Genomic DNA, 26,577 nt, shown 5'->3' with positions numbered 1-26,577 from the left:
GACTATCGCACAAGGGCGATCAGTCGGTCACCGCGCCCTGGTGGAAGGTGCGGGAGATAACGTCGAGCTGCTGCTCGCGGGTCAGCTTGACGAAGTTGACGGCGTAGCCCGAGACGCGCACGGTCAGGTGCGGGTACTTCTCGGGGTGCTCGACAGCATCCTCCAGTTGCTCCTTGCGCAGGACGTTGATGTTGGCGTGGTAGAGCCCGTGGCCGTTGCCGGCATCCAGGATGCCCACTAGGTTGTTGATACGCTCATCCTCGTCGCGGCCCAGGCCGTCAGGGGTGATTGTATTGGTCAGCGAGATGCCGTCCAGGGCGTCGTTGTAATCAATCTTGCCCACGGAGAACATGGAGGGCAGCATGCCGTGCGAATCCATGCCGTTCTCGGGGTTGGCGCCGGGAGCGTACGGGGTGCCCTTCTTGTGGCCGGAGGGGAAGGACCCGGTGTTCTTGCCATACTCCACGTTGGAGGTGATGGTCAGGATGGACTGGGTCGGCACAGCGCCACGGTAGACAGGCAGGCGCTTGATCTGGCCCATGACGGTGGACACGGTCCACTTGGCCAGATCGTCGGCGCGATCATCGTCGTTGCCGTAGATCGGGAACTCACCGACGGTCTTGTAGTTGACGATCAGGTCGTCGTCAGCGCCCTCGACATACTCAGGAGTGCCCTTGGCATCCTTGTTGTAGATCGGGTAGACCTTGGCGTACTTGATAGCCGACAGGGAGTCAGCGGCGATGGACAGGCCGGACATGCCGCAACCCAGGGTGCGGTAGACCTCCTTGTCGTGCAGGGCCATCTCAATGGACTCGTAGTCGTACTTATCGTGCATGTAGTGGATGATGTTCAGAGCCTCGACGTAGGTCTCGCTCAGCCACTGCAGGGCCTTCTCGTAGTTGTCCTTGACCTCCTGGAAGTCCAGAGAACCGTCTTCCTTGGGGGTGACAGGCTTGATTACGTCCTTGTCGATGACCTGCATGCCGGTCATCTCGTCACGGCCGCCGTTCATGGCGTAGAGCAGGGCCTTGGCGGAGTTGACACGGGCGCCGAAGAACTGCATCTGCTTGCCGACCCTCATGGGGGACACGCAGCATGCGATGGCGGCGTCATCGCCCCAATGGGCGCGAATGTCTTTGTCGGACTCGTACTGGATGGCGGAGGTGTCGATGGAGATACGGGCGCAGAAGCGCTTGTAGCCCTCGGGCAGCTTCGGATCCCAGAAAATGGTGATGTTGGGCTCGGGGCCGGGTCCAAGGTGCTCCAGGGTCAGGGTTGCCAGCAGACGGAAGGAGGTCTTGGTGACCATGGGCCTGCCGTCGTCGCCGAAGCCGGCGTCGGACCAGGTGGCCCAGTAGGGATCGCCCGAGAAGATGTTGTCGTAGTCCTTGGTCCGCAGGAAGCGCACGATGCGCAGCTTCATCACGATGTTGTCGATGATCTCCTGGGCGTCGGTCTCGTCGATCAGGCCAGCGGCCAAATCACGCTCGAAGTAGACGTCGAAGAAGGCGGACAGACGGCCGATGGACATGGCGGCGCCGTCCTGGCTCTTGACCGAGGCCAGGTAGGCCATGTAGGTCCACTGGACGGCTTCCTTGGCGTTCATGGCAGGACGGCTCAGATCCAGGCCGTACTCCTTGCCCAGGTTCAACAGCTGCTTCAGAGCCTTGATCTGCTCGGCGTGCTCCTCACGGAAGCGAATCCAGTGCTCGATCTCTTCCTCGGTGAAATCGTTGCGGTAAGGAATCGAATCCTTGTCGGCCTTCTTGCGGGCAATCAGCTCGTCGATGCCGTACAGGGCCACACGACGATAGTCGCCAATGATGCGGCCGCGGCCGTAAGCATCGGGCAGACCGGTCAGAATCTTGTTGTGGCGGGCCAGCTTGATCCTCTTGGTGTAGACGTCGAAGACACCATCGTTGTGGGTCTTGCGATACCGGGTGAAGATCTTCTTGACCTCGGGATCGGGCTCCTTGCCGGCTTCCTTGAGGGCCTGCTCAACCATACGCCAGCCGCCGTAGGGCATCATCGCGCGCTTGCAGGGCACATCGGTCTGAATGCCGACAATCACGTCGTCCTGAGTTTCGCCGGCAGGCTTGCCGTCAATGTATCCGGCCGGGAAGGCGTCAATGCCCGCCGGAGTGTGGGTGTCCACGTCGTAGACGCGCTGCTTGCGCTCTACGGCAAGGAAATTGTCATCCAGGTAGTTCCACAGGAACTTGGTCTTCTCGGTGGCCGGTGCCAGGAAGGATTCGTCACCGGTGTACGGAGTGTAATTCTTTTGGATGAAGTCGCGAACGTCGATGTCTTTCTTCCAGTCCTCGCCCTTGAAGCCCTTCCAAGCCTTGGCTTGCAGCTCTGCGGGAGAGACGGTATTGGTCTCAACTGCTGTCATAGTCAACTCCTTGTTGATATGGTCAATGGCGCTTCCTCACACCACTGTCACTTTCAAGTATAGGGGGCGCGTTACCACGGGAAACCGAATCGCGACGTGAGCTATATCACACTGCACGAAGACCCGCAATGGGCGTCACAACAATATCTTGCGAGCAGACCCGGCACACCGCCTGAGTCCCGATCCGTTCTGACGGTATGGCCGATTGATCGCCAAAGATAGTGGGCGATCCAGCGGGAGCTTCATCTGTCAGCTGATGACTGTCCCTGCCCGGGATCACCCTCCCAGGCCTGCCGCCAACGGCGGTCTTCCTCATCCCATTCCTTGTTGCGGCGCTTGGCGATCTTCCAGGCATCAAGGGCCTCCTGCCTGCTGCGGTAAGGGCCCATCCGCCTGTCCTGCGGAGACAGCTTGCCCTGCTCGGGCCTGCCGGTGACGGTGTTGAAGTACCAGGCCGGTTGCTCCTCTTGGGGATCCATGGCAATCACTCTTTGAAGGCGTTGGTGACGGGCAGCCGGCGGTCACGGCCGAAGGCCAGGGAGGTGACCTTGGGCCCCAGCGGGTACTGGCGCCGCTTCCACTCGGCCCGATCCACCAGCCGCATGACCGTGTCGACCGTGTCGGGATCGAAACCGTCGGCCAGAAGGTCGGCCCGACCATGCGCATGCTCGATGTATGCCTCCAGGACCTTGTCAAGCAGGCTGTAGTCAGGCAGGGAATCAGAGTCCTTCTGCCCTTGGCGCAGCTCGGCCGAGGGCGGCTTGACGATGGAATTGACCGGGATGGGCTCACGTTCACCCCGTGCCTGGACCTGGGCGTTGCGCCAGCGGGCCAGCTGCCAGACCCGGGTCTTGAGCAGATCCTTGATGGGCGCGTAGCCACCGACCGCATCGCCATAGATCGTTGAATAGCCGCAGGCCAGCTCGGACTTGTTGCCGGTTGCCAGTGCCAGAAGCCCCTCGGCATTGGCATAGGCCATGACGATGACCCCGCGTATCCGGGCCTGCAGGTTCTCTTCGGCGACCCCTTCCAGATGCAACTGCCCTTGGAAGGCGTCGAACTCAGGGCCTATGGCTTGGACCACATAACGCACGCCCAGACGCTGGGCCAGATCGGCGGCATCATCCTTGGAGCCTTCCGAGGAGTAGCGGCTGGGCATGGAGATGCCGCGCACATGCTCTCCCCCGCAGGCGTCGGCGGCCATGGTGGCCACCAGGGCCGAGTCGATCCCTCCTGAGAGCCCCAGGCAGACGCCCGTGAAGTGGTTCTTGGCCATATAGTCCTTGAGACCCAGCACGCAGGCCCGATAGACCTCCTCGTCCCCAGGCATCTCTTCGGCCATGCAGGACTCGCTGGGCAGCGGGCGCTTCCCTCGTGCAGGCAGGGTCCACGTGGACAGATCCTGGACGAACCTGGGCGAGCGCTCCAGCAGGGTGCCATCCTGGTCCACCACGAAACTGCCGCCGTCAAAGACCAGATCATCCTGACCACCCACCTGATTCAGGTAGAGCAGGGGCGCACCGACCTGCTTGGCCCGGCGGGTTGCCAGCTCGTAACGGACGTGCCCCTTACCTTCCTCGAATGGGGAGCCGTTGATGGTCACCAGGAGGTCGATGTCCCGGCCAGCCAGGTCGCTGATGGGATCACCTTCCTGCCAGATGTCCTCGCAGATGGCCAGCCCTATCCGGTGCCCCTGCACCTCCAGGACGACGGTCCTATCCCCCGGGGTGAAAATCCTGTACTCATCGAAGACCCCGTAGTTGGGCAGGAAGTGCTTGTCGTAGCCGGCCTCGACCCGACCCTGGTGCAGGACCACCAGCCGGTTGCGGGGCCTATCCTGATCCGTGTCGGTGCCGACGGTTCCCACGATCACATAGAGATGGCCCAGACCCTGCTCCTCCAGCTCCCCGGCCAGACGGTCGGCCCGAGACCAGGCGGCCCGACGGAAGCTGGCACGAAATGCCAGATCCTCAATCGGGTAACCGGTCAGACTCATCTCCGGGAAGACGACCAGCGTGGCCCCCTGCTCAGCCGCCTTTCGGGAGTAGTCCATAATGATGTCGGCGTTGCCGTCAAGATCGCCCACACAGGTGTCGATCTGAGCCAGAGCCACCAGCAGATCGCCATCCCGCCGCGGCTGTTCCTCTTGTATGCCCATACCCATGATTCTAAACCGTGCCAGGGTCGGCCCACGGGCAGACAGTCCCGAGTGGGGACCGCTACAGAGAAGACTGGATTGCGGATGGCTCAGACCTTATCAGCACCAGCCTTGCGGGCGGCCCGGCGTACCAGCACCGAGGCGACCAGACCCAGGAGGAGTAGCAGAACCGCGAAACCCATGGCCCACTGGGCGCCTTGGGAGAATCCCGCGGTCAAGGCCTTGGTCACCTGAGGACCCAGTGCTCCCAGCCGACCTCGGGTACCCTCAGCACGCAGACCGACTATGGCGTTTCCGGCAGAGGACTGAACCGATCTGACCAGGCCATCGGCCATCCGCGCCGAGATCCCCTTGAGGGCCGTCAGATGTCTTGGCAGCACCAGGCTCAGAGCAAGGGAGAGGACGGAACCGGAGACTGCGGCGCCCAGGGCGGTCCCCCACTGACGGATGGTGGACTGGGTGGCCGAAGCCTGGCCGGACTGTGCCACCGGGACACGGGAGAGCACCAGACTGGTCAGCTGTGCCGAGGCAAAGCCCAGACCAGCACCGTAAATAATCAGAGTCAGGGTCATGGGCCAGACCGGCACCGACCCACGCATGAGCAGAATGGACAGGGCCACGCCGACAATCTCCATCAAGAGACCCGTCTGCACCGTGCCGCCGGCCCCCAGACGGGCTGAAACCACCCGGGCCAAACCGCCGGACACGACCGATCCCAGGGCCATGACGCCCAGGATGGATCCGGCCCCAAGGGGACTCAGGCCTCTGGCGTTGATCAGATAGAGAGGCAGGATGAACATGACCGCGAACTGACCGGCGTTGACGATGGCGGCCGTGAGGTTGCCCCATCCGAAGGTGCCGATGGCGAACATGGACACGTCCAGGATGACCATCCTGCCCCTGCGCGCCCTGACCAGCTCGGTCAGCGCAAAGACGGCCAGCAGGGCCAGTCCCAGAATCAGACTGACCGGGACCGGTGACAGGGGCGCCGATGCAGACCAGTGCAGTGGGCCTAGTTCAAGTGTGGCGCGGGGATGCCACCAGCCGTAGGTCTGCCCCTCGATCAGTGCAAAGACCACCAGGGCCGAACCCAGGGCCGAAAGGAGTATGCCCTTCCAGTCGGCAAGCATCCCCCACCTATCACCTGTCTGCCGGGGCGCTGACTTGGTCTCGGGCACAAAGACCGCACTGCTCACAAGGACGATCAATCCCAGGGGCAGATTGACCAGGAAGATCCACCGCCATCCGATGGTGCTGGTGAAAACCCCGCCCAGGAAGGGGCCGACCGCCGCAGCGGACGACATGACGGCCCCCCAGATGCCGAATGCAGTGGCCCGGTGCCGACCCCGGAAGGTGGCGGACACGGTGGACAGGGTGGATGGCATGACCAGGGAGCCGCCGATTCCCTGAACAAGCCGGGCCAGAAGCAGCAGTGTGCCGGAGGAGGCCGATGCGGCAAAGACGGAACCCAGCACAAAGATGACCGTGCCCACCTGCAGGATCCGCTTGCGTCCGATCATGTCCCCCAGACGGCCGGAGGGCAGGAGCAGAGCCGCCAGGACGATGCTGTAGAGGGCGGTCACCCACTGGGCTTGAGCCAGGTTGATATGGATGGCAGCGATGATGGAGGGTATGGAGACGTTGACGATGGACGAATCCAGCACAATCATGGCCAGACCCAGGGCCAGCACCCAGAGGGCACGCCAGGGCGGCGCAGCCTCCTGAGACCCCTGGCTGCCTGTCTGGCCGCCCTTCTTCACATCCATACTTGTCGATCCGGTCATCGGATTCCCCCTCACCCTGGTCTGCGAATTTTTTGCGACTATACGTCGCGAAAACCCATCAGGCAAGTTCACTCTGCGCGGACAAGCCGCGGGCTAAAGAGGCCCTCGCGGCTTGGCTCTGCTGCGAATAGGCCATATCATATGCCCCATGACCGGTCGGGCTCGATTCACCAGGGCTGCACTTAGGCGGCCGGACCAAGGAGGACCATGCCCAGGATCCGCGAATCCACGCTCCAGGAGCACCGCGCCAAAACCGTGGACCAGATCATCGCCGCCGCCGAGGCCATCCTGCGCACCGGCGGACGCGACCAGCTGACCATGGCCGAGGTGGCCCGACGCACCAAGATGGCCCGGAACTCCCTCTACCGCTACGCCCGGGATGCCGACCAGCTCTGCGACATGGTCATGGAGCGACACCTGCCCGACTGGGGTCAGGCCCTGGACCAGGCCCTGGGTAGGACAGACGACCCGAGGCGGACGATCGAGGTCTGGACCCGCACCAATCTGGAGCAGGCCGGACTGCACGGACACGGCTGGCTGATGAACCTCTACGCCGAGCAGCACGACGAGCAGTTACGCCAGGCCCTGATCTACGGCAGCCCTTCGAATCCCCACGAGCCCGCCCCAGGGAGCGATCGGTCCACAGACCGGCAGATCCAAGCCCTGCTGGACTTCCACCGGCAGGTCAACCAGCCGCTGATCCAGGCCTGGACAGCCCTGCGGCCAGCAGATCCGGCCATGGGCGTGGAGGTGACGCGGGGCATCGTCCAATCCGGCATGCGACTGATCGATGCCATGGACCAGGGGCTTGCCCCCGAACAACGACAGCAACGACTGACCATCATCATCGAGAAAGTGACCGCCTGCGCCAAGGCCGTCACCGCCACACTGACGGAAGGACCCACATGCGCCTGATCGGCAACATCTGCTGGCTGCTGCTGGGAGGACTGGTCATCGCACTGGCCTGGACCCTGGTGGGCATCGTGCTCTGCCTGACCGTGGTAGGCATCCCCCTGGGCGTCCAGGCCCTCAAGATGGCAAGACTGACCCTGACCCCCTTCGGCCGACAGGTCATCTACGGAGGCGGGTTGGGATCCTGGCTGGCCAACCTGCTCTGGATCATCCTGGGCGGCTGGTGGCTGGCTCTGGCCTATCTGGCGGCCGGACTGGTCACCATGCTGACCGTGGTGGGCATACCCTTCGGCCTGCAGGCCTTCAAGATGGCCCGCCTGGCCCTGATGCCCTTCGGATCCTCGGTGCGCGTCGCCGTCTTATGAAAGGATTGGGATATGAGCACAGTCATCATGCATACCTCAGAAGGCGACATTCGCCTGGACCTCTTTGACGACAAGGCCCCCGAAACCGTGGCCAACTTCCTGGACCTGGCCGCCGGCCGCAAGGACTGGACCGATCCCGAGACGGGCCGGAAGCGTCAGGATCCTTTCTATGACGGGCTGACCTTCCACCGGATCATCAAGGACTTCATGATCCAGGGCGGCTGCCCGCTGGGCACCGGCACAGGCGGCCCCGGCTACGAGTTCGACGATGAGATCGACCCCTCCCTGACCTTCGAGGAACCCTACAAGCTGGCCATGGCCAATGCAGGGCTGCGCCGGGACCCCGCCACCGGGAAGACCCACGGCACCAACGGATCACAGTTCTTCATCACCACCGTGCCCACCCCTTGGTTGAACGGGCACCACACCATCTTCGGCCAGGTTGCCGATGAGGATTCCCGGAAGGTGGTCGACAAGCTGGATGCCGTGGCCACCGACTCGGGCGACCGTCCCCTTGAGCCGGTCTTCATCAACAGCATCGAAGTCCTCTGAGCCGTGCCGGGGATGGTTTCGAAAAAGACACCCAGCAGATTCCAGCCCGGCACACGCAGCTACACCATGTCCCGGATCAGGGGCACGGAAACATCAATAGAACGCCGGGTCCGATCCTACCTTTTCTCTCGCGGTCTGCGTTTTCGCAAGAACGACAAGAGATATCCGGGCCATCCTGATGTGGTCCTGCCCAAGTGGCGGGCCATGGTGTTCGTCAATGGCTGTTTCTGGCACATGCATCAGGGCTGTGCCAAATTCTCCCTTCCCAAATCCAATGTGGAGTTTTGGACCACAAAGCTGACAAGGAACCGTCTGCGGGATAAGGAACAGGGCGAAAAACTGAAAGCCATGGGCTGGCGGGTTTTCACAGTCTGGGAGTGTCAGCTGGATGCCCGCCACGCCCAGGAAACCCTGCAGAGATTGTATAAGGCCATCACCGCAGATGGCGATCCAAACGAAGGAGTCAAGGATGAGCAGATTGAACGGAAAGCGGCAAGAGGCTGAGCAGAAGGGCATGCGGGTCAACTTCGCCATTCTCGGTGCCGGACGGATAGCCAACGCCCTGGCCAAGACCGTGGTCATGATGGCACAAGACCCGCAGTACAGCCACCTGGTGGCCCCCTACGCCGTGGCAGCCAGGGACGGGAATCGCGCAGCCGCCTTCGCCGAAAAATATGGGTTCGCACATTCCTATGGCTCCTACCAGGAGCTCCTGGATGATCCGCAAGTGGATCTGGTCTACATCGCCACGCCTCACAGCCTCCACGCCGAGCAGGCCATCGCCTGCATGAAGGCTGGAAAGAACGTGCTGGTCGAGAAGTCCTTCGCCGCCAACGCCGATCAGGCCAGGCAGGTCATGGAGACATCCGAGAACACCGGCCTACTCTGCACCGAGGCCATCTGGACCAGGTACATGCCCTCGCGCTCCATCATCGACGGCATCATCTCCTCGGGGGCAATCGGCACCGTCAGGACCGTGACCGCCAACCTGGGATATGTAACCGTGGGCAAGGCCAGGATGACCGACCCGGCCCTGGCCGGCGGCGCCCTGCTCGACGTGGGCGTCTACCCTCTCAACTTCATCGACATGGTCATGGGACCCAAGCCCATTGAACGGGTCTGCACGGATTGGGTCCGCAGCCCGGAGGGCGTGGACAGCCAGAACTCCACAGCCATTTTCTACGAGGATGGATCCGTGGGGGAAGCGACCAGCTCCATGGTTTCGGACAGCGACCGGACCGGCAGCATCTGGGGAGACCAGGGTTACCTGCAGTGCGTCAATATCAACAACGTGGAGTCCATAGACCTGTACGACGGGGACCATAAATTGAGGAAGAGCTACCCCATCCCCGACCAGCTGACCGGCTATGAGTACGAGGTGGCCAGCTCCGCACAGGCCATCCTGGACGGCAAGACCGAGTGCGCCCAGATGCCCCACAAGGACACCATGCGCATCATGGAGCTCATGGACTCCCTGCGCCACCAGTGGGGGTTGGTCTTTCCCTTTGAATCGAGAACCAGCAGATAAAAGCTGTAGATAAAAGCCATGGTGACCAGCCTGCCTATTTGATGCGGCGGACCCTGCCATGCTCGACCAGGTAGGCCCGCCGGGCAAGATCGATCATGGGCAGGTCGAAGGCCGAATCGGTGTAGAAGGCGTCGATGGCCGTCTCCCGGCCCAGGATCCGCTGAAAATGCAGGGGCTTGTCGGGTCCGAAGTTGAGGTAGCCCACAGTCAGGGACTCCAAATCCAGGGTGGAGCCGATGCAGCGGGTGATGCCCAGTCGTCGGCAGGCCTCCCCCGCCACCAGATCGAAGGAGGCGGTCACCACCACGTCGTCGGCCTGAGGCGTGTACCAATCCATGATCTTGTGCATGTTGGCATCCCAGAATTGGCTGACCAGACGATCCATGTCAAAGCCGGGACGCGAGGTCAGTCGACGCAGGTAGCGCGAGCCCACCCGACGCATGGCCGAATCCAGCTGCTCCAGGGTGACCCGGCCCAGACGGTAGCGGACGGCATAGAAGAGGGCAACCGGCAGGTAGTGCAGCACCCGCGGATCCTTGCGGACAGTGAACAGGTAGAAGTCAAGCAGGCTCTCGCCATCGTAGATGGTGCCGTCGAAGTCCAGTACCCGCATGCCAATCCTTTCCAGGTCCCGTCACGAAAAGGGAACATCTTAGCATACCGTGGAGCAATGACGGTGATAGTCCGCGACCTTGGCAGGGCAACAAGACAATTCCCTTAAGCCCATAAGCCTGAGCACAGGCCTGAAGTAGGCAGAGAATCCCTGCACAATCGACGATGAAAGACTTCGAGCCGAATCGGCACCAGAAATCATGGCTTGCCCGGCCCATGTCTGGATCGTGGACGATACCCATGGTGTCGACGGTATTGATATGATGAAAAATGCGTCGTCCGTGCCGGGCCAAGGCTAGGGAGTTGCCGGAAACAGGCCTGGAAGGGGAACGGCGCCGAAGGGGTCCATGCGGTCAATCATGCCCGCCGAACTCTTTGATCTTCCTTACCAGCTAGGGGGCAGCAGCGATGTTGAAGAAGAGCCACTACCACAACCTGAGCAGCTGTATAGCCGGAATCTACCGGCATGCACGCAACGATGCCAGCCGGTACATAGGCGAAACCACCTTACGAGGCACCCAGGGTGATCTGATTATATACCTCTATGACCATCCCGGCCTCAGCCAGCGCCAGATAGCCCGGGACCTATGTGTAGACCCCAGTCTGCTGGCCCGGGATCTCAAGGCTTTGAAGGCCCAGGGTCTGGTCAGCCGTGAACAGAACCCCGCCGATCACCGGGTCAACATCATCGCCCTGACCAGGTCGGGCGCTGACATAGCCCGCAGGAGAATCAGGTCGGTCAACAACTGGTGGATCGATCTGTTCAAGCAGAATCCCGATATCGACCCCGAGACCTTCCAGAGCGAACTGCGCTGCGTCTACAACCGGCTGCTGGCCAACCAGCTCTGATATCTCTTACTGAGAAAGGGGCCTGGCCGAACCTTTCGCCGCCCTTGGACGGCTCCAGGCTCAGGCCAGGCCCCTTGATCTTCAGATTCCTTGCGACCTTGGATCGGCCTCTATCAGCCCACCGAACGACCGGAGGTCTCCCAGCCCATCAGGCCCACGACCAGCATGGAGGCCAGGGCCACCAGGCTGATGGTGACGAAGATCGAAGTGCTCCCCCACTGGCTGAGCATGGCACCAATCAACACTGGCATGAGCACGTTGCAGAGCTTGGCGACGGCATTGGCGATGCCCACGCAGCGGAAGCGGACCGTGGTCGGGAAGAGCTCGGGGGCGTAGACGGCCACCACCGAAGACATGAGGACATAGAGGCTGGCCATGAGCAGGATGCCCACCAGAATGGCCATGACCTGGCTGGTCTGCGCTGCGTAGAGCAGGCCGAAGACCGCCGTCAGCAGGAAGGCCGTGACGATGATCCGCTTGCGGCCGATCCGGTCCAGGAGCAGGGATCCGATCAGGCAGCCCAGTGGGGCGCCCAGCATCATCAGGGTGCTGATCCACAGGGATCCGCTCAGATTTATGCCCCGCTTGAGCAGGATGGTGGGCACCCAGGAGGTGAAGGCGTAGGAGCAGACGTTGGTGGCCGAGACCGCCACGGTGGCCACAATCAGTCCGCGAACCACGCTACCCGATGCCTTGGCGGGTGCCTCAAGGCCCTCATCCTTGCCAGCAAGTGCGGAACCGCTGACAGAATCGGAGCTTGACCCTCGCCGACCATTGCCGGCCTCCAGAAGCTCAACCACCTGGATGGCCTCGTCCATCCGCCCATGCAGGGCCAGCCAGCGAGGGGACTCGGGGATGTCACGCCGCAGATACCAGATCAGCGCCGCCGCCAGGCCAATGCCGACAAAGAGCGGCCGCCAGGACCAGCGCGGAATGATCCAGGCGCACAGGAGCATGGCCAGGGGCACTCCGGTGTTGGCCACCAGTGAGACGATGGCGCTCCAGCGGCCGCGGTGCCTGATGGGAGCGAATTCGTTGACCATGGAGAATCCGGTGACAATCTCGGCGCCCAGCCCCAGGCCGGCCCCCAGCCGGCAGACTGAAAGGACAGCCATGTTCGGCGCCAAAGCGCCCAGCAGGGTAAAGCCTCCGAAGAGCAGCAGGTTGATCTGATAGGCGGTCTTGCGCCCCCGCAGGTCTCCGATGAAACCGGCCAGCAGCGAGCCCACCAGGAGCCCCAGGAAACCGGCCGACAGGAAGAGGGAATTCTGGGCGACCGTGGACCATCCCGTGCTCAATGCCGAACTGGCTACTGCGCTGCCCACATAGACATCGATGCTGTCCATGAGCATTCCCGCGGCTACCAGGGCCACGATCTTATAAAAAGTAGCCGATTCACGAGCATTGTCTACTCGCCGGGTAATCTCTCGGACCGCCAGGTCGTCCTCGGCCATGCCAAGATTCTTGGATTGTTCGGATATGTCTGCATTGTCAATGACCGCTGTCGACATCGTCACCCTCGCGCCCGTGTATGAGGCAGGCATGCCCCATGCGTCCATGCCAGACCTGCCGACGGCGACAGGCTCCTTCTGGGAGCATGGCGACCGTCAATATGGAAGGCCTGGACCCTGCGGCGTTTCGGTCATTGTGTGGCTACTCAACGTCTATTGGGTGACCAGTATAGGAGTCCGGACGGTCATTGCCCAGACCCGGCGTTTCCATCCGGCCCGACGGCCCTGTCCAGGATGGCCCTGATCGCCTCCAGACGTGGGCCCAGCTGACGCTCATAGCCCCGATCATTGGGGTGATAGTAGCGCCGTCCGACCAGTTCGTCCGGCATGTACTGCTGGGGTGCCACTGCATCCGGCGCATCGTGGGCATACTGATAGCCCTCGTGGTTGCCCCAGGCCTTCATCAGCTTGGTGGGAGCGTTGCGTAGATGCAGGGGAACCTGACCGATATGCCCGGCGTCCACGTCCTCCAGGGCCTGGTTGATGGCCAGGTAAGACGCGTTGGACTTGGGTGCGGTGGCCACGGCGATGACCGCCTCGGCCAGAATCAGACGGGCCTCAGGCATGCCCACCATGGCCACGGCCTGGGCAGCCGCGACCGTGATCTCCAGCACCTCAGGAGAGGCCATGCCCACCTCCTCGGCGGAGGCGATCATGATGCGTCGGGCGATGAAGCGCGGATCCTCGCCGGCCCGGATCATCCGAGCCAGGTAGTGCAGGGCCGCATCCACGTCGGACCCCCGCATGGATTTGATGAAGGCCGATGCCACATCGTAGTGATCGTCGCCCTTCTTGTCATAGCGGACGGTGGCCACGTCCATGACCGAGGAGACCACCTTGGCGTTGATCAGCGGGCGACGCGTACCCTTGGCGCGAGACCCGTCCTCGGTGACCGCCCCGGCCGCAGCCTCCAGAATGGTCAGGGCCCGACGGGCGTCACCTCCGGCAAAGCGCACAATTTGTTCCAGGGCCTCTGGAGCCAGCCGCACCTGGTCCTTGAGCCCACGCTGGTCCTTGACGGCCCTGCGGACCAGCTTGGCCAGGTCCTGGTCGTCCAGGGCCTCCAGCTTGACCACCACCGAGCGCGAAAGCAGGGGCGAGATGACCGAAAAGCTGGGATTCTCCGTGGTGGCTGCGATAAACGTCACATCCCGGTTCTCCACGCTGGGCAACAGGGCATCCTGCTGGGACTTGGAGAAGCGGTGGACCTCATCGATAAAGAGGACCGTCTCCCGCCCCTGGCTGACCAGCCGCTCCCGCGCCTGGGCGAGGACCTGCCGCACCTCCTTGACCCCCGAGGTGACGGCCGAAAGCTCCTCGAAATGCCGCCCGGACTGTCGGGCCACGATGTAGGCCAAGGTGGTCTTGCCCACCCCGGGAGGGCCGAAAAGAATGACCGAGCTGGGAGCCGTCAGACGGTTGTTCGGGTCCGAACGGGCCAGTCGCTCCAAGGGGGTTCCAGGAGCCGTGACCTTGTCCTGGCCGACCACCTCGTCCAGGCTTCTGGGCCGCATCCTGACCGCCAAGGGCAGGGTGTGCTCCTCGGGGGGATCCGCCGCCTGGAAGAGATCATCAACCATATGCACTACCTCATTCCTCGGGGCCCCTGTGGCTCCCTGCCCTCACCAGCATAGGCCTGTGCCTGCCACAAACAGCAGGACGAACGCGCTAGACTGGAAACCCATATGGCCGTATCGCCCAGCGCGTAGTTGGGTCCCGGAAACACGGTTTGTGTACAGTTTACTGGTCATCAGCCTGAATATCTTCAGGTAGGCCCATGGACGGCAGCAAGGCCTGCCGCCTAAAAAAACCGGGACCGGCACAGTCGGAACAATAAGGAGAATCGCCAGTGATCGCCAAGCATGTTCGCCAGGGATGGACATCGGGTCCAGGCAGGTGGGCCATTGGCCTGCTCGCCCTGGTCCTGGGGCTCTCAGCCCTGATCGTCGCCCCCCTGGCCACGCCGGCGCAGGCGGCCGAGGACTCCCCCGCCGCTCAAGCGGTCCATGGACGCACCTTTCGTGTCGCCACCGACACCACCTTTGCCCCCTTCGAATTCAGGGATTCTTCCGGCAAGCTGGTCGGTATCGATATGGATCTGATCCGCAAGATCGCCGACATCGAGGGGTTCTCGGTGCAGATCCAGTCCTTGGGCTTCAACGCCGCCCTCCAGGCCTTGAACTCACAGCAGGCCGATGTGGTCATAGCCGGCATGACCATCACCGACCAGCGCAAGCAGGTCTACGACTTCACCGACCCCTATTTCGACTCCGGCGTGCAGATGGCCATCGCCAAGGACAACGACCAGATCCACAGCTACAAGGATCTGCAAGGCACGGTAGTGGCCGTCAAGACGGGCAGCGAGGGCGAGGCTTTCGCCAAGCAGCGTGCGGCCCAATACGGCTTCACGGTCAAGGCGGTGGACCAGTCCTCCACCATGTATGAGATGGTCAAGTCCGGCAATGCCCAGGCGGTCATCGACGACTACCCGGTCCTGGCTTACGGCATCGCCCAGGGCAACGGACTGAAGACCGTGACCAAGAAGGAGCCTGGCGCCTCCTACGGGGCGGCCGTCCGCAAGGGCGAGAACAAGGAGTTCGTGGCCGCCTTCAACGAGGGCCTGGCCAAGATGAAGGCCGATGGCAGTTATAAGAAGCTGGTCGATTCCTATGTGGGCCACTCCAGCAAGGGTGCCCCCGCCTCCCGGCCAGGATTCTTCGAGCTGGTCCGCCAGGCCTTCCCCTCCCTGATGCTGGGCCTGCGCAACACCTTGGCCATCACAGCCATATCATTTGTCATCGCCTTGGCCATCGGCATCATCCTGGGACTGTGGCGAATCAGCCCCAACCGGATCCTGTCCTGGATTGCCCGCATCTACGTGGCGGTCTTCAGGGGCACACCAGTCCTGGTCTGGGCCTTCTTCTTCTACCTGGGTGTCCCCCAGCTGATCGGCCACCGCATCAGCATCTGGCTGGCCGGCGCGCTGACACTGTCCCTTAACTCCGGAGCCTACCTGGTGGAGATCGTGCGCGGGGCCATCGACTCGGTGGACGTCGGGCAGATGGAGGGGGCCCGCAGCCTGGGACTGACCCGACGCATGGCCCTGCGCCGGGTCATCCTGCCCCAGGCCGTAAGGTTCGCCACGCCCTCCATCATCAACCAGCTGGTCATCATGCTCAAGGATTCCTCCCTGCTGCTGGCCATCGGCTTCGGCGAACTGCTCTACCAGGCACAGCAGATCTACGCGGCCAACTTCCGCGTGACCGAAACCCTGTTCATGGTGGGCGTCATCTACTTCGTCGCCATCAGCGCCCTGACCTGGATGGCCAATATGCTCGATAGGAGGCTGCATCGATGAACTTCGAGGACCCGGACATGGACACCAGACGACTGACCCGTCGCATCCGCCAGAACCAAAGTCGCCGCAACCAGGGAGAGTCCCAGATGGCCGTATCCATCCGCGACCTCCACAAGCGCTACGGCGACACCGAGGTCCTCAAGGGGATCGACATGGAGGTCAAGCCGGGCGAGGTCATCTCCATCATCGGCCCCTCCGGCGCGGGCAAGTCCACCCTGCTGCGCTGCATCAACGCCCTGGAGATGCCGACCTCGGGCACCATCAGCGTCTACGGGATCGACATTTCCGATCCAAAGACCAACATCGACAAGCTGCGCGAGCACGTGGGCATGGTCTTCCAGCACTTCAACCTCTTCCCCAACATGAGTGTGGCCGACAACATCATGCTGGCCCCTCATATGCTACACAAGACGCCCAAGGAGGATGCCCGGCAGCAGGCCCTGGACCTGCTGGAGACCGTAGGGCTTCAGGAGAAGGCGGACGCGCGGCCCACGGATCTGTCAGGCGGGCAGCAGCAGCGTGTGGCCATCGCCCGCGCCCTGGCCATGCACCCGGACATCATGCTCTTCGACGAGGCCACCTCGGCCCTGGATCCGGAGATGGTGGGCGACGTGCTTGAAGTCATACGCTCCCTGGCTGAGGGTGGCATGACCATGATTCTGGTCACCCACGAGATGGCCTTCGCCCGGGAGGTCTCCTCCAGGGTGATCTTCACCGATGCCGGGATCATCGAGGAGGAGGGCACGCCCGAACAGATCTTCGGCCACCCGCAGAGCCCTCGGCTGCAGTCCTTCCTCTCCAAGGTCCTGTAACGCCTCGGGGCTAGAGTTCCATCAGTTCCTCGATGGGACCCACCCGGTATTCCTTGAAGACCACCTGGCCGCTCTCCTGGGTGGCATCCAGATCCACGATGCCTGCGATGCCCCAGTCGCGCTCCCCCTCGACGTCGTCGAAGATCTGTTGGACCCGCCAGGTGTGCCCCTGGTACTCGTCACGGTCATCCAGGCTGAAGAAGTCCGAGGACCTGGCCTGGGCATCGGTCAGAATCTGCTCATGAGCCTCGTAGAGGTCGTCCAGCGCGTCGCTCCAGGCCCGCAGGCCATAGCCCCAGTCCGCATCCAGCTCGGCCAGGGCCTCCGGCCGGTCGGCGGCAACCAGCTCCACCCGCTGGAACATGGCATTGCGCACCAGCAGGGTCAACCCACGCCGGTCCGCCACCACCTGGTTTTCCACCTTGGGCGGAGCGGCATCCAGGCCGCTTGCGGCTTCGCCATTTTCAGCCCTGCCCGCGGCCTCCCACTCATCCACCAGGCTGGAATCCACCGAGCGCACAATAAGTCCCAGCCAGGCCAGGATGTCCTCCAGCCGCTCATCCATGAACTCTTCGGGAACCGTCCTGCTGAGCGCCCGATAGGCATCGGACAGATAGCGCAGCAGGGTCCCCTCCGACCGGGATATTCCGTAGCGGGCGATGTAGCCGTTGAAGTCCGAGGCCGTCTCGATCATGTCCCGCAGAACGGACTTGGGGTGGATCTCATAGTCGTTGGCCCAGGGAACATCCCGACGGTAGCGGTCGAAGGCCTCCCCCAGCAGCTCCTCCAGGGGCTTGGGCCAGGTCACCTCCTGCAGACGCTCCATCCGTTCCTCGTACTCCAGGCCATCCTCCTTCATCTGCTGGATGGCCGCGTCACGGGCCTGCCGCTGCTGGGCCTTGAGAATCTGCCGGGGATCCTCCAGGGTGGCCTCGACCATGGAGAGCAGATTCATGTCGTAGTCAGGGTCCTCGGGATCCAGCAGCTCCAGGGCGGCCAGCAGGAAGGGCGAGAGGGGCTGGTCCAGGGCGAAATCCTCGGGCAGGTCCACGGTCGTGAAGTAGTCCAGGCCGCCGTCGGGATTCCGTTCGGTCTCGATGACCCCGGTGTCGGTCAGGGTCTGGAAGATCTCGTCGGCCCGGTCCTGCAGATGCTCCTTCTGCTGAGGTGTCTGACGGGAGTCCTCGATCAGGTCCTCGACCCGTCTCCTGGCATCCCCGCCCTGGTCGACCTCGTTGAGCACCATGGCGTGGGAGATCTTCAGGTGCGGCGTCAGGGTCTCGGGACGGGCCTCGATCAGCTTGTCGAAGGTCCCCTTGCCCCAGGTGACGAACCCCTCCTGGGGCTTCTTGCGTTTGATCCGCTTGAGCTTCTTGGGGTCGTTGCCGGCCTTGGCCACGGCCCTGGCGTTCTCTATCTCGTATTCGGGGGCCTCGGCCACGACCAGCCCGCTGGTATCGAAACCCATGCGTCCGGCCCTGCCTGCGATCTGGTGGAATTCCCGGGCCCGCAGGCGGCGCATCCTGTAGCCGTCGAACTTGGTCAGCCCGGTCAGCAGGACCGTGTGGATGGGCACATTGATGCCGACCCCCAGGGTATCCGTGCCACAGATGACCGGCAGAAGGCCATCCTGGGCCAGCTGCTCCACCAGGCGCCGGTACCTGGGCAGCATGCCCGCATGGTGGACCCCGACCCCGGTGCGCAGCAACCGCTGCAGAATCCTGCCGAAGGCCGTGGTGAAGCGGGTGCCGGCCATGGCCTCCTTGATCCGGTCGCGCTGGCCCCGGTCGGAGACCCCAGTACTGGACAGGGCCTGGGCCGTCTCCAGGGCGGCATCCTGTGAGAAGTGGACGATGTAGACCGGCGAATCACCATCGGCCAGCAAGGACTCCACGGTGTTGGGCAAGGGGGTGTCCACATAGCGGTAGTCCAGAGGCACCGGTCGTGGGGCGTCGGCGACGATGTCCACACCCACCCCGGTTTTGCGCTCCAGGTCCACGGCGATCTGATCCACGTCGCCCAGGGTGGCCGACATAAGCAGGAACTGCACATCGGGCAGGGTCAGCAGAGGCACCTGCCAGGCCCAGCCTCGGTCCGGATCCCCGTAATAGTGGAACTCATCCATGGCCACGCAGCCGATGTCGGCATGCCTGCCCTCCCTGAGCGCCTGGTTGGCCAGGATCTCGGCCGTGCAACAGATGACCGGGGCATCCGTGTTGATGTGGGTGTCGCCGGTGATCATGCCCACCCGGTCGCGGCCCAGGACCGAGACCAGGTCGAAGAACTTCTCAGAGACCAGTGCCTTGATTGGGGCTGTGTAGTAGGAGCGCCGTCCGGTGCACAGGGCAATGAAGTGCATGGCCAGGGCCACCATGGACTTGCCCGAGCCGGTCGGGGTCGACAGGATCACATGGTCGCCTGAAACCAGGGAGAGGACAGCCTCCTCCTGGTGCGGCCAGGGGGTGATGCCCCGGGAAGCCACCCAGGAGAAGAAACGGTCGTAGATCTGATCCTCGGTCAGGTTGCGGGGGCCTCCCGCCTCGGGGACCAGGTCGCCCAGGGAGACTGGCCGGTCGGTTGAGGCGGTTGAGGAATCAGCATGTTCTTGGACCATGTCCACCAGTCTATCCGGCCAGGCACACAAGTCCGGCCGGAGACTGGCTTCGTCACCTAACGCCTAAGTCCATAAAACGGACAAGCGGCCGGGCAACAAAGCAGCCGGGAGATCTTTGTCAGCTCCTGTTCTTGCCGTCTTTGTCGCTGCCGCCTTTCTTATCCTTCCTGGTCTTGCCCTCGGCCTTCTGATCGCCACCGGAGCGGCTGCCACGGCCGGGCTTGAGGAAGTCCGGAATCTCCAGGCTCGCCTTGTGTGGATCGACCAGCGTGTCGGGCTGGGTCCGGTCATAGCCCTGGATGTAACGGGTCTTCCTCCAGTGCTGGATGGAGGCGTTGGATCCACGGTGGTGGGCGTGGTACTGCAATGGCGCGCCGCCGTACCGGTCCTCGTCCACCTCCTTGGCCACGGCTATCTGGTTGACATTGGAGGGATCCATGATGGCCACGGGTGCGGCCGGCTCCACGAAGTCGGCGGGGGCGGCGGTGCGCTCCTGCATCTTCTTGGGCAGCCAGCGGGCGAAGTGGGACAGCAGGAAGCAGACGAAGAAGTAGACCACCGAGGCCACCACCAGGGTCTGCAGGATGTTGAAGTACATGGAGCCCAGACGACGGGACTCCTGCAGCAGATCCGTGTACATGATGATGGAGCCCAGAGCCGTGTCCTTGAGGACCACGACCAGCTGGGTCACGGCCGCCGGCAACATGGCATAGACGGCCTGGGGAACCTCGATCTGCATCAGCGATTGGGTCCTGGTCAGTCCCAGGGCCAGGGAGGCCTCGCGCTGGCCGTTGGGCAGGTTGCCCACGCCCGAACGTATCAGCTCGGCCACCACGGAGCCGTTGTAGAGGATCAGGCCCAGCACGACGGCCCAGTAGGAGGCCTGACTGACTCCGGCAAAGGCGAACCAGCGCCAGAAGAAGATCATCATCATCAGCACCGGGACGGCCCGGCAGAACTCCACGATGACGCCTGAGACCGCCCTGACCAGCCCGTTGGGCAACAGACGGCCTATGCCGAAGATGAACCCAAAGACGACCGAGCCGATCACAGCAACCACAGATGCCTTGATGGTCAGCCAGAGCCCGGGCAGGTAGAAGTCCGACCAGGCTTCATAGTCCAGGGCCGGGCGCCAGAGCTCCCAGCTCAGCTGGTTCTCACCGTCCGGGGGGTTGTGCAGTCGCATCAGCACCAGGATGACCACTATGGCGAAGACGACAGCGGCTATCCAGTTGACGATTCGTATGGTGCGCCGGCCCTTGGGACCGGGCTGATCGAAGAGCAGCGAGCTCTCATTGTCCTGTGCCATGGCCGCTCACCTCCTCACTGCCAGCTTGTTGGACAGGTACGTGGTCAGCGCCCCGATGGGCAGCACCAGGATCACGTATCCCAGAGCGAAGATCAGGAAGATGGCCACGATGGCGTTGGCGTGGAACTCGATCATCTCGCTCATCAGGGAGGAGCTCTCCGAGGCCACGGAGGCCGCTGCAGCCACGGTGGAGTTCTTCAGCAGGGCGATGAAGGTGTTGCCCAGGGGCGCCACCGACCCACGGAAGGCCTGGGGCAGAATGATCTGCGAGGCCGACTGGAAGAAGCTCAACCCCAGGGCACGGGCCGCCTCGGCCTGGCCCAGAGGCACCGTGTTGATGCCAGAGCGCAGGGACTCGCAGACGAAGGCCGCCGTATACAGGGACAGGCCCGTCACCGCCAGCCAGAAGAAGTTGACGGAGAATTCCGGCGAGAAGCTGATCTTGAGCTGGGCGAAGGCCCCCAAGACCATGAAGACCATGATGATGGTCAAAGGCATGTTCTGGAAGAACTCCACATACCCCCGGCCGACGGCCCGCAGGGAGGAGATGGGCGAGATGCGCATGATCACCAGGATGATGCCCAGGATCAGCGAGAAGAGGGCCGACCAGAGTGTCAGCTGGATATTGACCCAGAAGGCCGCCGGGATGTCGTAGTCGGAAAACAGTTCGATGATGGTTGACATCTCACTCCCCTTCCTTGGGCTTGGGCGGGTTGTAGCGCGGATCGGGTTTGTAGTGGGTGCCCCGGGTGTTGTTCTCCAACGCCCGCTGCCAGGAGCCGTTGGCTTCCATCTCAGCCAGAGCAGCGTTGATCTTGTGGGCCAGCTCGGTATTGCCCTTCTTGATGCCCACGCCGTAGTACTCCTGGGTGAAAGGCTTACCGACCAGCCGCAGCCTTCCACGGGAGGCGGAGGCCAGCCCGGCCAGGATGATGTCGTCAGTGGTGACTGCATCGACGATGCCGGAGAAGAGGGCGGTGGCGCATTCGGCATAGCCCGGCTGCTCCATCAGCTGGACCTCCTTGGCGAACCGTTTCTTGACGGTGACGGCCGAGGTGGATCCGGTCACCGAGCACAGCCTCTTGCCGTTGAGGTCCTCGGGGCCGCGGATATGATGGTCCTCCTTGCGCACCAGGAGGTCCTGGCCGGCCACAATGTAGGGTCCGGCGAAGGAGACGGCCCGCTTGCGCTCGTCGGTTATTGAATAAGAGGCCAGGATCATGTCCACGTCGCCGTTCTGGAGCATGGCCTCACGCTGTTTGGAGGGGGCCTCCTTCCAGACGATGTCGTCGGCGCTGTAGCCCAGCTTTCCTGCGATGTATGTGGCCACATCCACGTCGAAGCCCACATAGGTCCCGGCCTTTTTGAAGCCCAGGCCGGGCTGGTCGAACTTGATGCCCACGCGGATCTTGCCTGCCTCCTTGTCAGAACCGCAGGCCGCCAGGGAGACCAGGCAACCCAGGGCGCACAGGATTGCAGTCAGATTCCTGACCAGCCGTTTCAGCGGCCGGCCCATGCCATGCATGCTTGCATTCATGCGGATATGCCTCCCTCCTGCTTCAGTGGGTCAGAATCTTGGACAGGAAGTCGGCGGCCCGCTGGGTCTGGGGATGGTCGAAGAAGTCGTCGGGGTCGTCCTTCTCCAGGATGCGCCCATCGGCCATGAAGACGATATGGTCGGCGGCCTGACGGGCAAAGCCCATCTCGTGGGTCACGCAGATCATGGTCATGCCCTCCTGGGCCAGCTGGATCATGACGTCCAGCACCTCGTTGACCATCTCCGGGTCCAGCGCCGAAGTGGGCTCGTCGAAGAGCATGACCTTGGGCTGCATGGCCAGGGCGCGGGCGATGGCCACACGCTGCTGCTGGCCGCCTGAGAGCTGGGAGGGCATCTTGGAGGCCTGGGATTCCACGCCCACCCGGGCCAGGAGGTCCATGGCCAGGTCCTCGGCATCCTTCTTGGGCATGTGGCGCACCTTGATGGGCGCCAGGGTCATGTTCTCCAGGATGGTCTTGTTGGCGAACAGGTTGAAGGACTGGAAGACCATGCCCACCTCGGCCCTGAGCCGGGCCAGGTCACGTCCCTCCTGGGGCAGGGGCTCCCCCTCGATCCTGATGACACCCGAGTCGATGGACTCCAGACGATTGATGGTCCGGCACATGGTGGACTTGCCCGAGCCTGAGGGTCCGACCACCACCAGCACCTCACCGGTGTCGACCTGCAGGTTGATGTCCTTGAGGACGTGCAGGCTGCCAAAATGCTTCTCGACGTGGGCCAGCTCTACCAGCGGCCCGGACTTGTCCTTGACGGGGCGATCCGAGGCCGGTTTCTCCGGCAGAATCCGCTCCGACGGATGTTTGGTTGTTTCGCTCATATTGGGCAGTTTACTCATCCTTTGTTGCGGAACGGCCATAGAAACGGTTCTCTTGGAAAGCAGATGCAAGGGCCAACCCTAGCCGGTCGGTCCGCAGCACATTAGAGGTCATAAACAATAAAGGCCGGAACCCCGCAGGATTCCAGCCCTTGTAGTCTCTCGCCGATCAGTGACGGAATGCGCTCAGTCGGCATCCTCCTGATCCGGCACCCAGTCCACGCCGGTCTCGGCGCGTTGCTGGTCGGAGATGGGCGCAGGAGCACCGGTCATGGGATCCTGGCCGCCGCCGGACTTGGGGAAGGCGATGACATCGCGGATGGAATCGGCCCCTGTCAGGATCTGTGCGGTCCTGTCCCAGCCGAAGGCGATGCCCGCGTGGGGCGGAGCGCCGTACTTGAAGGCATCCAGCAGGAAGCCGAACTTCTCCTGTGCCTCCTCGGGGCCGATGCCCAGCACCTTGAAGATCCTGTCCTGGATGTCGTCACGGTGGATACGCACCGAGCCGCCGCCCATCTCCTCGCCGTTGCAGACGATGTCGTAGGAGTCGCTCATGGCGTGCTCGGGATCCTTGTCGAAGCGGTCGATCCAGTCGGCCGAGGGCATGGTGAAGGGGTGGTGCATGGAGGTCCACTTGGAATGGCCCACGGCCACATCGTCGTCATCCGGGTCGTCGGTGGGCTTGAAGAGGGGGAAGTCCACCACCCAGGTCAGGGCGAATTCGTCGGGTTTGAGCAGCCCCTGGCGGCGGGCTATCTCCACACGGGCCGCACCCAGCAGGGTCTGCGAGGCCTCGCGGGGTCCGGCTGCGAAGAAGACGGCATCCCCGTCCGAGGCACCCACGGCCTCCTTGAGGCCCTGGCGCTCGGCATCGGACAGGTTCTTGGCCACGGGTCCCTTGAGGGTGCCGTCGCCGGTGAACTGGACGTATGCCAGACCCTTGGCACCCCGCTGGCGGGCCCACTCCTGCCAGGCATCGAACTGCCGGCGGGGCAGGTTGGCCGCGCCCTGGTAGACCACGGCACCCACGTAGGGGGCCTGGAAGACCCGGAAGGGGGTGTCCTTGAAGTACTCGGTCAGCTCGACGATTGGGTTGCCGAAGCGCAGGTCGGGCTTGTCGGAGCCGTACTTGTCCATGGCCTCCTGCCAGCTGATCCTGGGGATGGGCAGGGTGACCTCGAATCCCGCAGCCTTCCAGACCTCGGCGATGACCTGCTCGGCCATGGCCATGACGTCCTCCTGGGAGGCGAAGCTCATCTCGATGTCCAGCTGGGTGAACTCGGGCTGCCTGTCGGCACGGAAGTCCTCGTCGCGGTAGCAGCGGGCGATCTGGTAGTAACGCTCGAAGCCGCCCACCATCAGCAGCTGCTTGAGCAGCTGGGGGGACTGCGGCAGGGCGTACCAGGATCCGGGCACCAGGCGGGCAGGCACCAGGAAGTCGCGGGCGCCCTCGGGGGTGGACTTGATCAGGGTCGGCGTCTCGATCTCGCAGAAGTCCATCTTGTCCAGGGCGGCACGGGCGGCCCTGTTCATGGCGGCCCTCAGGCGGATGTTGCGCTGCATGGAGGGGCGACGCAGGTCCAGATAACGGTAGCGCAGCCGCACATCCTCGCCTGGCAGCTTGTTCTCGGCCTCGTTCTCCAGGGCAGTGGACACCTGGAAGGGCAGGGCGGCCGACTTGGCCAGAACCTCGATCTTGTCGGCCACGATCTCGATGTGCCCGGTGGACAGGTGCTCGTTGTCATTGCCCTCGGGGCGTTCGCGAACCTTGCCGGTGACCTGGATCACGTACTCACTGCGCAGGGGCCGGGCCTCTTCCTCGTCGTAGATGACGATCTGGACCAGACCGGAGCGGTCACGCAGATCGATGAAGGCCACGCCTCCGTGATCCCGGCGGCGATCCACCCATCCGGCCACCGTCACCTGGCGACCGACCATATCCTGCGTGACATCCGTGGCGTAGCTCGTTCTGTAAGCCGACTGGCCCATGCTTTCCTGTACCTCCATAATGCTCGGCCTGCCCCTGCGTCAGGCCTGGTATTCCACACTCTGCCGGGCATACAGGCTATCCGGCGTCCACGACACCAGATCAGCCGGAATCTGCTCGCCGGTAATGATGTTCTTGACCTGGTCGCCCTCCTGCTGGCCCTCCTTGGCCGGGAACCAGACGTAGGGGATCCCCAGGTGGTCGGCATAGCGGATCTGCTTGCCGATCTTGGCTGCGGTGGGAGCCACGTCGGCGGCGATCCCCCTGGCCCGAAGGTCCTGGGCGATGTGGTTGCTGGCGGTGCGATCCTCCTCGTCCCAGACAGCGACCATGACCGCCGCCGGGGAGACACGGGAGGCCTGGACCCCCTGGGCCAGCAGGTAGGAGAGCAGCCGTGAAAGCCCGATGGACAGCCCCACACCGGGATAGGTGCGGTTGCCCTGGCTGGCCAGGTTGTCATAGCGGCCGCCGGAGCAGATGGAGCCCAGGGACTGCGCCCCCTCCAGGAAGGTCTCGTAGACCGAGCCGGTGTAGTAATCCAGACCGCGGGCGATCTTCAGGTCGGCGATGACCGAACCTGGCCGGATGCGGGCGGCCTCGTCGATGATCATGGCCAGCGTCTCCAGCCCCTCGATGGCCAGAGCGTAGGAAGGAGACTGCTTGTCGATGCCAACCTTGTCGACCAGGGCGTCGAACCGCTGGCGCAGCTGCTTGCCATCGTCGGCGGTCAGCTCGGCCAGATCCAGGCAGGCCCTGGCCTGGTCCTGGTTGGCGCCGCACTCACCGACCAGCAGGTTGGCCACCTCATCAGGGCCGATCTTGTCCAGCTTGTCGATCTCGCGCAGGACACCCTCCACGTCCTCCAAGCCCAGACCCCGGTAGAATCCCTCGGAGAGCTTGCGGTTGTTGGCGTGCACGGTGGGCTTGGGCAGGCCGAAGGCCCGCAGCTGCTCCAAGGCGCTCAGCATGACCAGTGGCACCTCGACCTCGTAGTGGTCGGGCAGCTCACCGTTGCCGATCACATCGATATCAGCCTGGACGAACTCCCTGAACCGTCCCTCCTGGGGGCGCTCCCCACGCCAGACCTTCTGGATCTGCCAGCGCTTGAAGGGGAAGGTCAGATCGTTGCTGTGCTCCACCACGTAGCGGCTCAGCGGCACGGTCAGGTCAAAATGCAGGCCCAGCCGGCGCTCCACCGGCACATCCTTTTCCTGCCCCAGGTCCTGAAGACGGGAAAGCAGGTAAATCTCCTTGCTGGTCTCCCCCTTCTTGAGCAGGCTGGATCCCTCTTCTACGGCCCTGGTCTCAATGCCGATGTAGCCGTTCAATTCGAAGACCTTGCGGAGCGTGTCGGTGATGCGCTGCTCCACCACTCGTTGTGAAGGAAGCCATTCAGGGAAACCGGATAGAGATGTGCCTTTTGCCATAAGAACCTATACTATAGGAGGTCAAGGAAAAT

22 protein-coding genes are annotated in these 26,577 nt (G+C 63.2%); 8 read left to right on the top strand and 14 right to left on the bottom strand.

The annotated features are described in order from the left end of the window. Nucleotides 1–19: 19 nt before the first annotated feature. From pflB to H3S97_RS04700, 4 genes are all read right to left on the bottom strand, one after another. Nucleotides 20–2,395 carry a formate C-acetyltransferase gene (gene pflB / locus H3S97_RS04715; protein ID WP_198176556.1) on the bottom strand — a complete coding sequence of 792 codons (2,376 nt, stop codon included), beginning with the start codon at nt 2,393–2,395 and terminating at the stop codon, nt 20–22. 242 nt (nt 2,396–2,637) lie between these two features. After that, on the bottom strand, nt 2,638–2,874 hold the full coding sequence (locus H3S97_RS04710; RefSeq protein ID WP_110412718.1) for a hypothetical protein: 237 nt from the start codon (nt 2,872–2,874) through the stop codon (nt 2,638–2,640). A 5-nt stretch (nt 2,875–2,879) separates the two neighbouring features. Then, on the bottom strand, nt 2,880–4,559 hold the full coding sequence (locus tag H3S97_RS04705) for an NAD+ synthase (RefSeq protein ID WP_408610428.1): 1,680 nt from the start codon (nt 4,557–4,559) through the stop codon (nt 2,880–2,882). 83 nt (nt 4,560–4,642) lie between these two features. Next, a complete protein-coding gene (locus H3S97_RS04700) occupies nt 4,643–6,337 on the bottom strand; it encodes an MFS transporter (protein ID WP_198219804.1) in 1,695 nt (564 codons plus the stop codon). A 207-nt stretch (nt 6,338–6,544) separates the two neighbouring features. Here H3S97_RS04700 and H3S97_RS04695 point away from each other — a divergent pair, with 207 nt between their 5' ends. From H3S97_RS04695 to H3S97_RS04675, 5 genes are read left to right on the top strand one after another with little or no spacing between them, the layout of a single operon-like run. Beyond that, nucleotides 6,545–7,252, top strand: a complete 708-nt coding sequence (locus H3S97_RS04695) for a TetR/AcrR family transcriptional regulator (RefSeq protein ID WP_198219803.1) — start codon at nt 6,545–6,547, stop codon at nt 7,250–7,252. Then, complete coding sequence (locus H3S97_RS04690; protein WP_198206476.1) at nt 7,243–7,614, top strand: YccF domain-containing protein; 372 nt, start codon at nt 7,243–7,245, stop codon at nt 7,612–7,614. Before H3S97_RS04695 ends, H3S97_RS04690 begins: the two co-directional genes overlap by 10 nt. A 12-nt stretch (nt 7,615–7,626) precedes the next feature. Next, nucleotides 7,627–8,166: a peptidylprolyl isomerase gene (locus H3S97_RS04685; protein ID WP_198219802.1), complete on the top strand. Its 540-nt coding sequence runs from the start codon at nt 7,627–7,629 to the stop codon at nt 8,164–8,166. A 12-nt stretch (nt 8,167–8,178) separates the two neighbouring features. After that, the gene (locus H3S97_RS04680) at nt 8,179–8,670 is read left to right on the top strand and encodes a very short patch repair endonuclease (protein ID WP_198219801.1); all 492 of its coding nucleotides are present in this window, start codon (nt 8,179–8,181) and stop codon (nt 8,668–8,670) included. After that, a complete protein-coding gene (locus tag H3S97_RS04675; RefSeq protein ID WP_198219800.1) occupies nt 8,636–9,694 on the top strand; it encodes a Gfo/Idh/MocA family protein in 1,059 nt (352 codons plus the stop codon). The genes H3S97_RS04680 and H3S97_RS04675 overlap by 35 nt, the downstream gene beginning before the upstream one ends. Before the next feature lie 34 nt (nt 9,695–9,728). On the opposite strand, the gene H3S97_RS04670 is transcribed toward H3S97_RS04675, so the two are convergent. Further along, a complete protein-coding gene (locus H3S97_RS04670) occupies nt 9,729–10,307 on the bottom strand; it encodes a haloacid dehalogenase-like hydrolase (protein WP_198179255.1) in 579 nt (192 codons plus the stop codon). Between the two features lie 407 nt (nt 10,308–10,714). On the opposite strand from H3S97_RS04670, the gene H3S97_RS04665 reads away from it, so the two are divergent. Further along, complete coding sequence (locus H3S97_RS04665; protein ID WP_198219799.1) at nt 10,715–11,155, top strand: MarR family winged helix-turn-helix transcriptional regulator; 441 nt, start codon at nt 10,715–10,717, stop codon at nt 11,153–11,155. A 113-nt stretch (nt 11,156–11,268) separates the two neighbouring features. On the opposite strand, the gene H3S97_RS04660 is transcribed toward H3S97_RS04665, so the two are convergent. Both H3S97_RS04660 and H3S97_RS04655 read right to left on the bottom strand, forming a co-directional pair. Then, complete coding sequence (locus H3S97_RS04660; protein ID WP_232356279.1) at nt 11,269–12,609, bottom strand: MFS transporter; 1,341 nt, start codon at nt 12,607–12,609, stop codon at nt 11,269–11,271. 242 nt (nt 12,610–12,851) lie between these two features. Further along, a complete protein-coding gene (locus H3S97_RS04655) occupies nt 12,852–14,246 on the bottom strand; it encodes a replication-associated recombination protein A (RefSeq protein WP_198219797.1) in 1,395 nt (464 codons plus the stop codon). 269 nt (nt 14,247–14,515) lie between these two features. On the opposite strand from H3S97_RS04655, the gene H3S97_RS04650 reads away from it, so the two are divergent. After that, nucleotides 14,516–16,024 (top strand): amino acid ABC transporter substrate-binding protein/permease, encoded by a 1,509-nt coding sequence (locus H3S97_RS04650; RefSeq protein ID WP_198219796.1) that lies wholly within the window; start codon nt 14,516–14,518, stop codon nt 16,022–16,024. An 86-nt stretch (nt 16,025–16,110) separates the two neighbouring features. Next, a complete protein-coding gene (locus H3S97_RS04645) occupies nt 16,111–16,836 on the top strand; it encodes an amino acid ABC transporter ATP-binding protein (protein WP_045936082.1) in 726 nt (241 codons plus the stop codon). A gap of 10 nt (nt 16,837–16,846) precedes the next feature. Here H3S97_RS04645 and H3S97_RS04640 read toward each other — a convergent pair whose 3' ends face one another. The 7 genes from H3S97_RS04640 to hisS form a co-directional block, all read right to left on the bottom strand. Then, a complete protein-coding gene (locus tag H3S97_RS04640) occupies nt 16,847–19,450 on the bottom strand; it encodes a DEAD/DEAH box helicase (protein ID WP_232356278.1) in 2,604 nt (867 codons plus the stop codon). Nucleotides 19,451–19,568: 118 nt separating this feature from the next. Next, the gene (locus tag H3S97_RS04635; protein ID WP_198219795.1) at nt 19,569–20,759 is read right to left on the bottom strand and encodes an amino acid ABC transporter permease; all 1,191 of its coding nucleotides are present in this window, start codon (nt 20,757–20,759) and stop codon (nt 19,569–19,571) included. Nucleotides 20,760–20,765: 6 nt separating this feature from the next. Next, nucleotides 20,766–21,443 carry an amino acid ABC transporter permease gene (locus H3S97_RS04630; protein ID WP_024627819.1) on the bottom strand — a complete coding sequence of 226 codons (678 nt, stop codon included), beginning with the start codon at nt 21,441–21,443 and terminating at the stop codon, nt 20,766–20,768. Nucleotide 21,444: 1 nt separating this feature from the next. After that, complete coding sequence (locus H3S97_RS04625; RefSeq protein ID WP_198219988.1) at nt 21,445–22,275, bottom strand: glutamate ABC transporter substrate-binding protein; 831 nt, start codon at nt 22,273–22,275, stop codon at nt 21,445–21,447. A gap of 43 nt (nt 22,276–22,318) precedes the next feature. Continuing rightward, nucleotides 22,319–23,134, bottom strand: a complete 816-nt coding sequence (locus tag H3S97_RS04620; RefSeq protein ID WP_269420626.1) for an amino acid ABC transporter ATP-binding protein — start codon at nt 23,132–23,134, stop codon at nt 22,319–22,321. Nucleotides 23,135–23,317: 183 nt separating this feature from the next. Then, complete coding sequence (gene aspS, locus H3S97_RS04615; RefSeq protein ID WP_198219987.1) at nt 23,318–25,120, bottom strand: aspartate--tRNA ligase; 1,803 nt, start codon at nt 25,118–25,120, stop codon at nt 23,318–23,320. A gap of 39 nt (nt 25,121–25,159) precedes the next feature. Continuing rightward, nucleotides 25,160–26,545, bottom strand: a complete 1,386-nt coding sequence (hisS, locus tag H3S97_RS04610; protein WP_198219794.1) for a histidine--tRNA ligase — start codon at nt 26,543–26,545, stop codon at nt 25,160–25,162. Nucleotides 26,546–26,577: the final 32 nt, after the last annotated feature.

It is taken from the genome of Bifidobacterium choladohabitans (genome assembly GCF_016102005.1).
In the GTDB taxonomy this organism is placed as follows: Bacteria; Actinomycetota; Actinomycetes; order Actinomycetales; family Bifidobacteriaceae; genus Bombiscardovia; species Bombiscardovia choladohabitans.
This window is presented reverse-complemented; position numbering and strand designations above follow the sequence as displayed.

What these genes read in the sequence shown, in the direction of transcription:
- pflB (WP_198176556.1), bottom strand. Translation starts at nt 2,395, where the DNA reads ATGACAGCAGTTGAGACCAATACCGTCTCTCCCGCAGAGCTGCAAGCC.
- H3S97_RS04665 (WP_198219799.1), top strand. Translation starts at nt 10,715, where the DNA reads ATGTTGAAGAAGAGCCACTACCACAACCTGAGCAGCTGTATAGCCGGA.
- H3S97_RS04645 (WP_045936082.1), top strand. Translation starts at nt 16,111, where the DNA reads ATGGCCGTATCCATCCGCGACCTCCACAAGCGCTACGGCGACACCGAG.
- aspS (WP_198219987.1), bottom strand. Translation starts at nt 25,120, where the DNA reads ATGGGCCAGTCGGCTTACAGAACGAGCTACGCCACGGATGTCACGCAG.
- H3S97_RS04640 (WP_232356278.1), bottom strand. Translation starts at nt 19,450, where the DNA reads ATGGTCCAAGAACATGCTGATTCCTCAACCGCCTCAACCGACCGGCCA.
- H3S97_RS04660 (WP_232356279.1), bottom strand. Translation starts at nt 12,609, where the DNA reads ATGGCCGAGGACGACCTGGCGGTCCGAGAGATTACCCGGCGAGTAGAC.
- H3S97_RS04625 (WP_198219988.1), bottom strand. Translation starts at nt 22,275, where the DNA reads ATGGGCCGGCCGCTGAAACGGCTGGTCAGGAATCTGACTGCAATCCTG.
- H3S97_RS04705 (WP_408610428.1), bottom strand. Translation starts at nt 4,559, where the DNA reads ATGGGTATGGGCATACAAGAGGAACAGCCGCGGCGGGATGGCGATCTG.
- hisS (WP_198219794.1), bottom strand. Translation starts at nt 26,545, where the DNA reads ATGGCAAAAGGCACATCTCTATCCGGTTTCCCTGAATGGCTTCCTTCA.
- H3S97_RS04655 (WP_198219797.1), bottom strand. Translation starts at nt 14,246, where the DNA reads ATGGTTGATGATCTCTTCCAGGCGGCGGATCCCCCCGAGGAGCACACC.
- H3S97_RS04630 (WP_024627819.1), bottom strand. Translation starts at nt 21,443, where the DNA reads ATGTCAACCATCATCGAACTGTTTTCCGACTACGACATCCCGGCGGCC.
- H3S97_RS04710 (WP_110412718.1), bottom strand. Translation starts at nt 2,874, where the DNA reads ATGGATCCCCAAGAGGAGCAACCGGCCTGGTACTTCAACACCGTCACC.
- H3S97_RS04680 (WP_198219801.1), top strand. Translation starts at nt 8,179, where the DNA reads ATGGTTTCGAAAAAGACACCCAGCAGATTCCAGCCCGGCACACGCAGC.
- H3S97_RS04695 (WP_198219803.1), top strand. Translation starts at nt 6,545, where the DNA reads ATGCCCAGGATCCGCGAATCCACGCTCCAGGAGCACCGCGCCAAAACC.
- H3S97_RS04675 (WP_198219800.1), top strand. Translation starts at nt 8,636, where the DNA reads ATGAGCAGATTGAACGGAAAGCGGCAAGAGGCTGAGCAGAAGGGCATG.
- H3S97_RS04635 (WP_198219795.1), bottom strand. Translation starts at nt 20,759, where the DNA reads ATGGCACAGGACAATGAGAGCTCGCTGCTCTTCGATCAGCCCGGTCCC.
- H3S97_RS04670 (WP_198179255.1), bottom strand. Translation starts at nt 10,307, where the DNA reads ATGCGGGTACTGGACTTCGACGGCACCATCTACGATGGCGAGAGCCTG.
- H3S97_RS04700 (WP_198219804.1), bottom strand. Translation starts at nt 6,337, where the DNA reads ATGACCGGATCGACAAGTATGGATGTGAAGAAGGGCGGCCAGACAGGC.
- H3S97_RS04690 (WP_198206476.1), top strand. Translation starts at nt 7,243, where the DNA reads ATGCGCCTGATCGGCAACATCTGCTGGCTGCTGCTGGGAGGACTGGTC.
- H3S97_RS04620 (WP_269420626.1), bottom strand. Translation starts at nt 23,134, where the DNA reads ATGAGCGAAACAACCAAACATCCGTCGGAGCGGATTCTGCCGGAGAAA.
- H3S97_RS04685 (WP_198219802.1), top strand. Translation starts at nt 7,627, where the DNA reads ATGAGCACAGTCATCATGCATACCTCAGAAGGCGACATTCGCCTGGAC.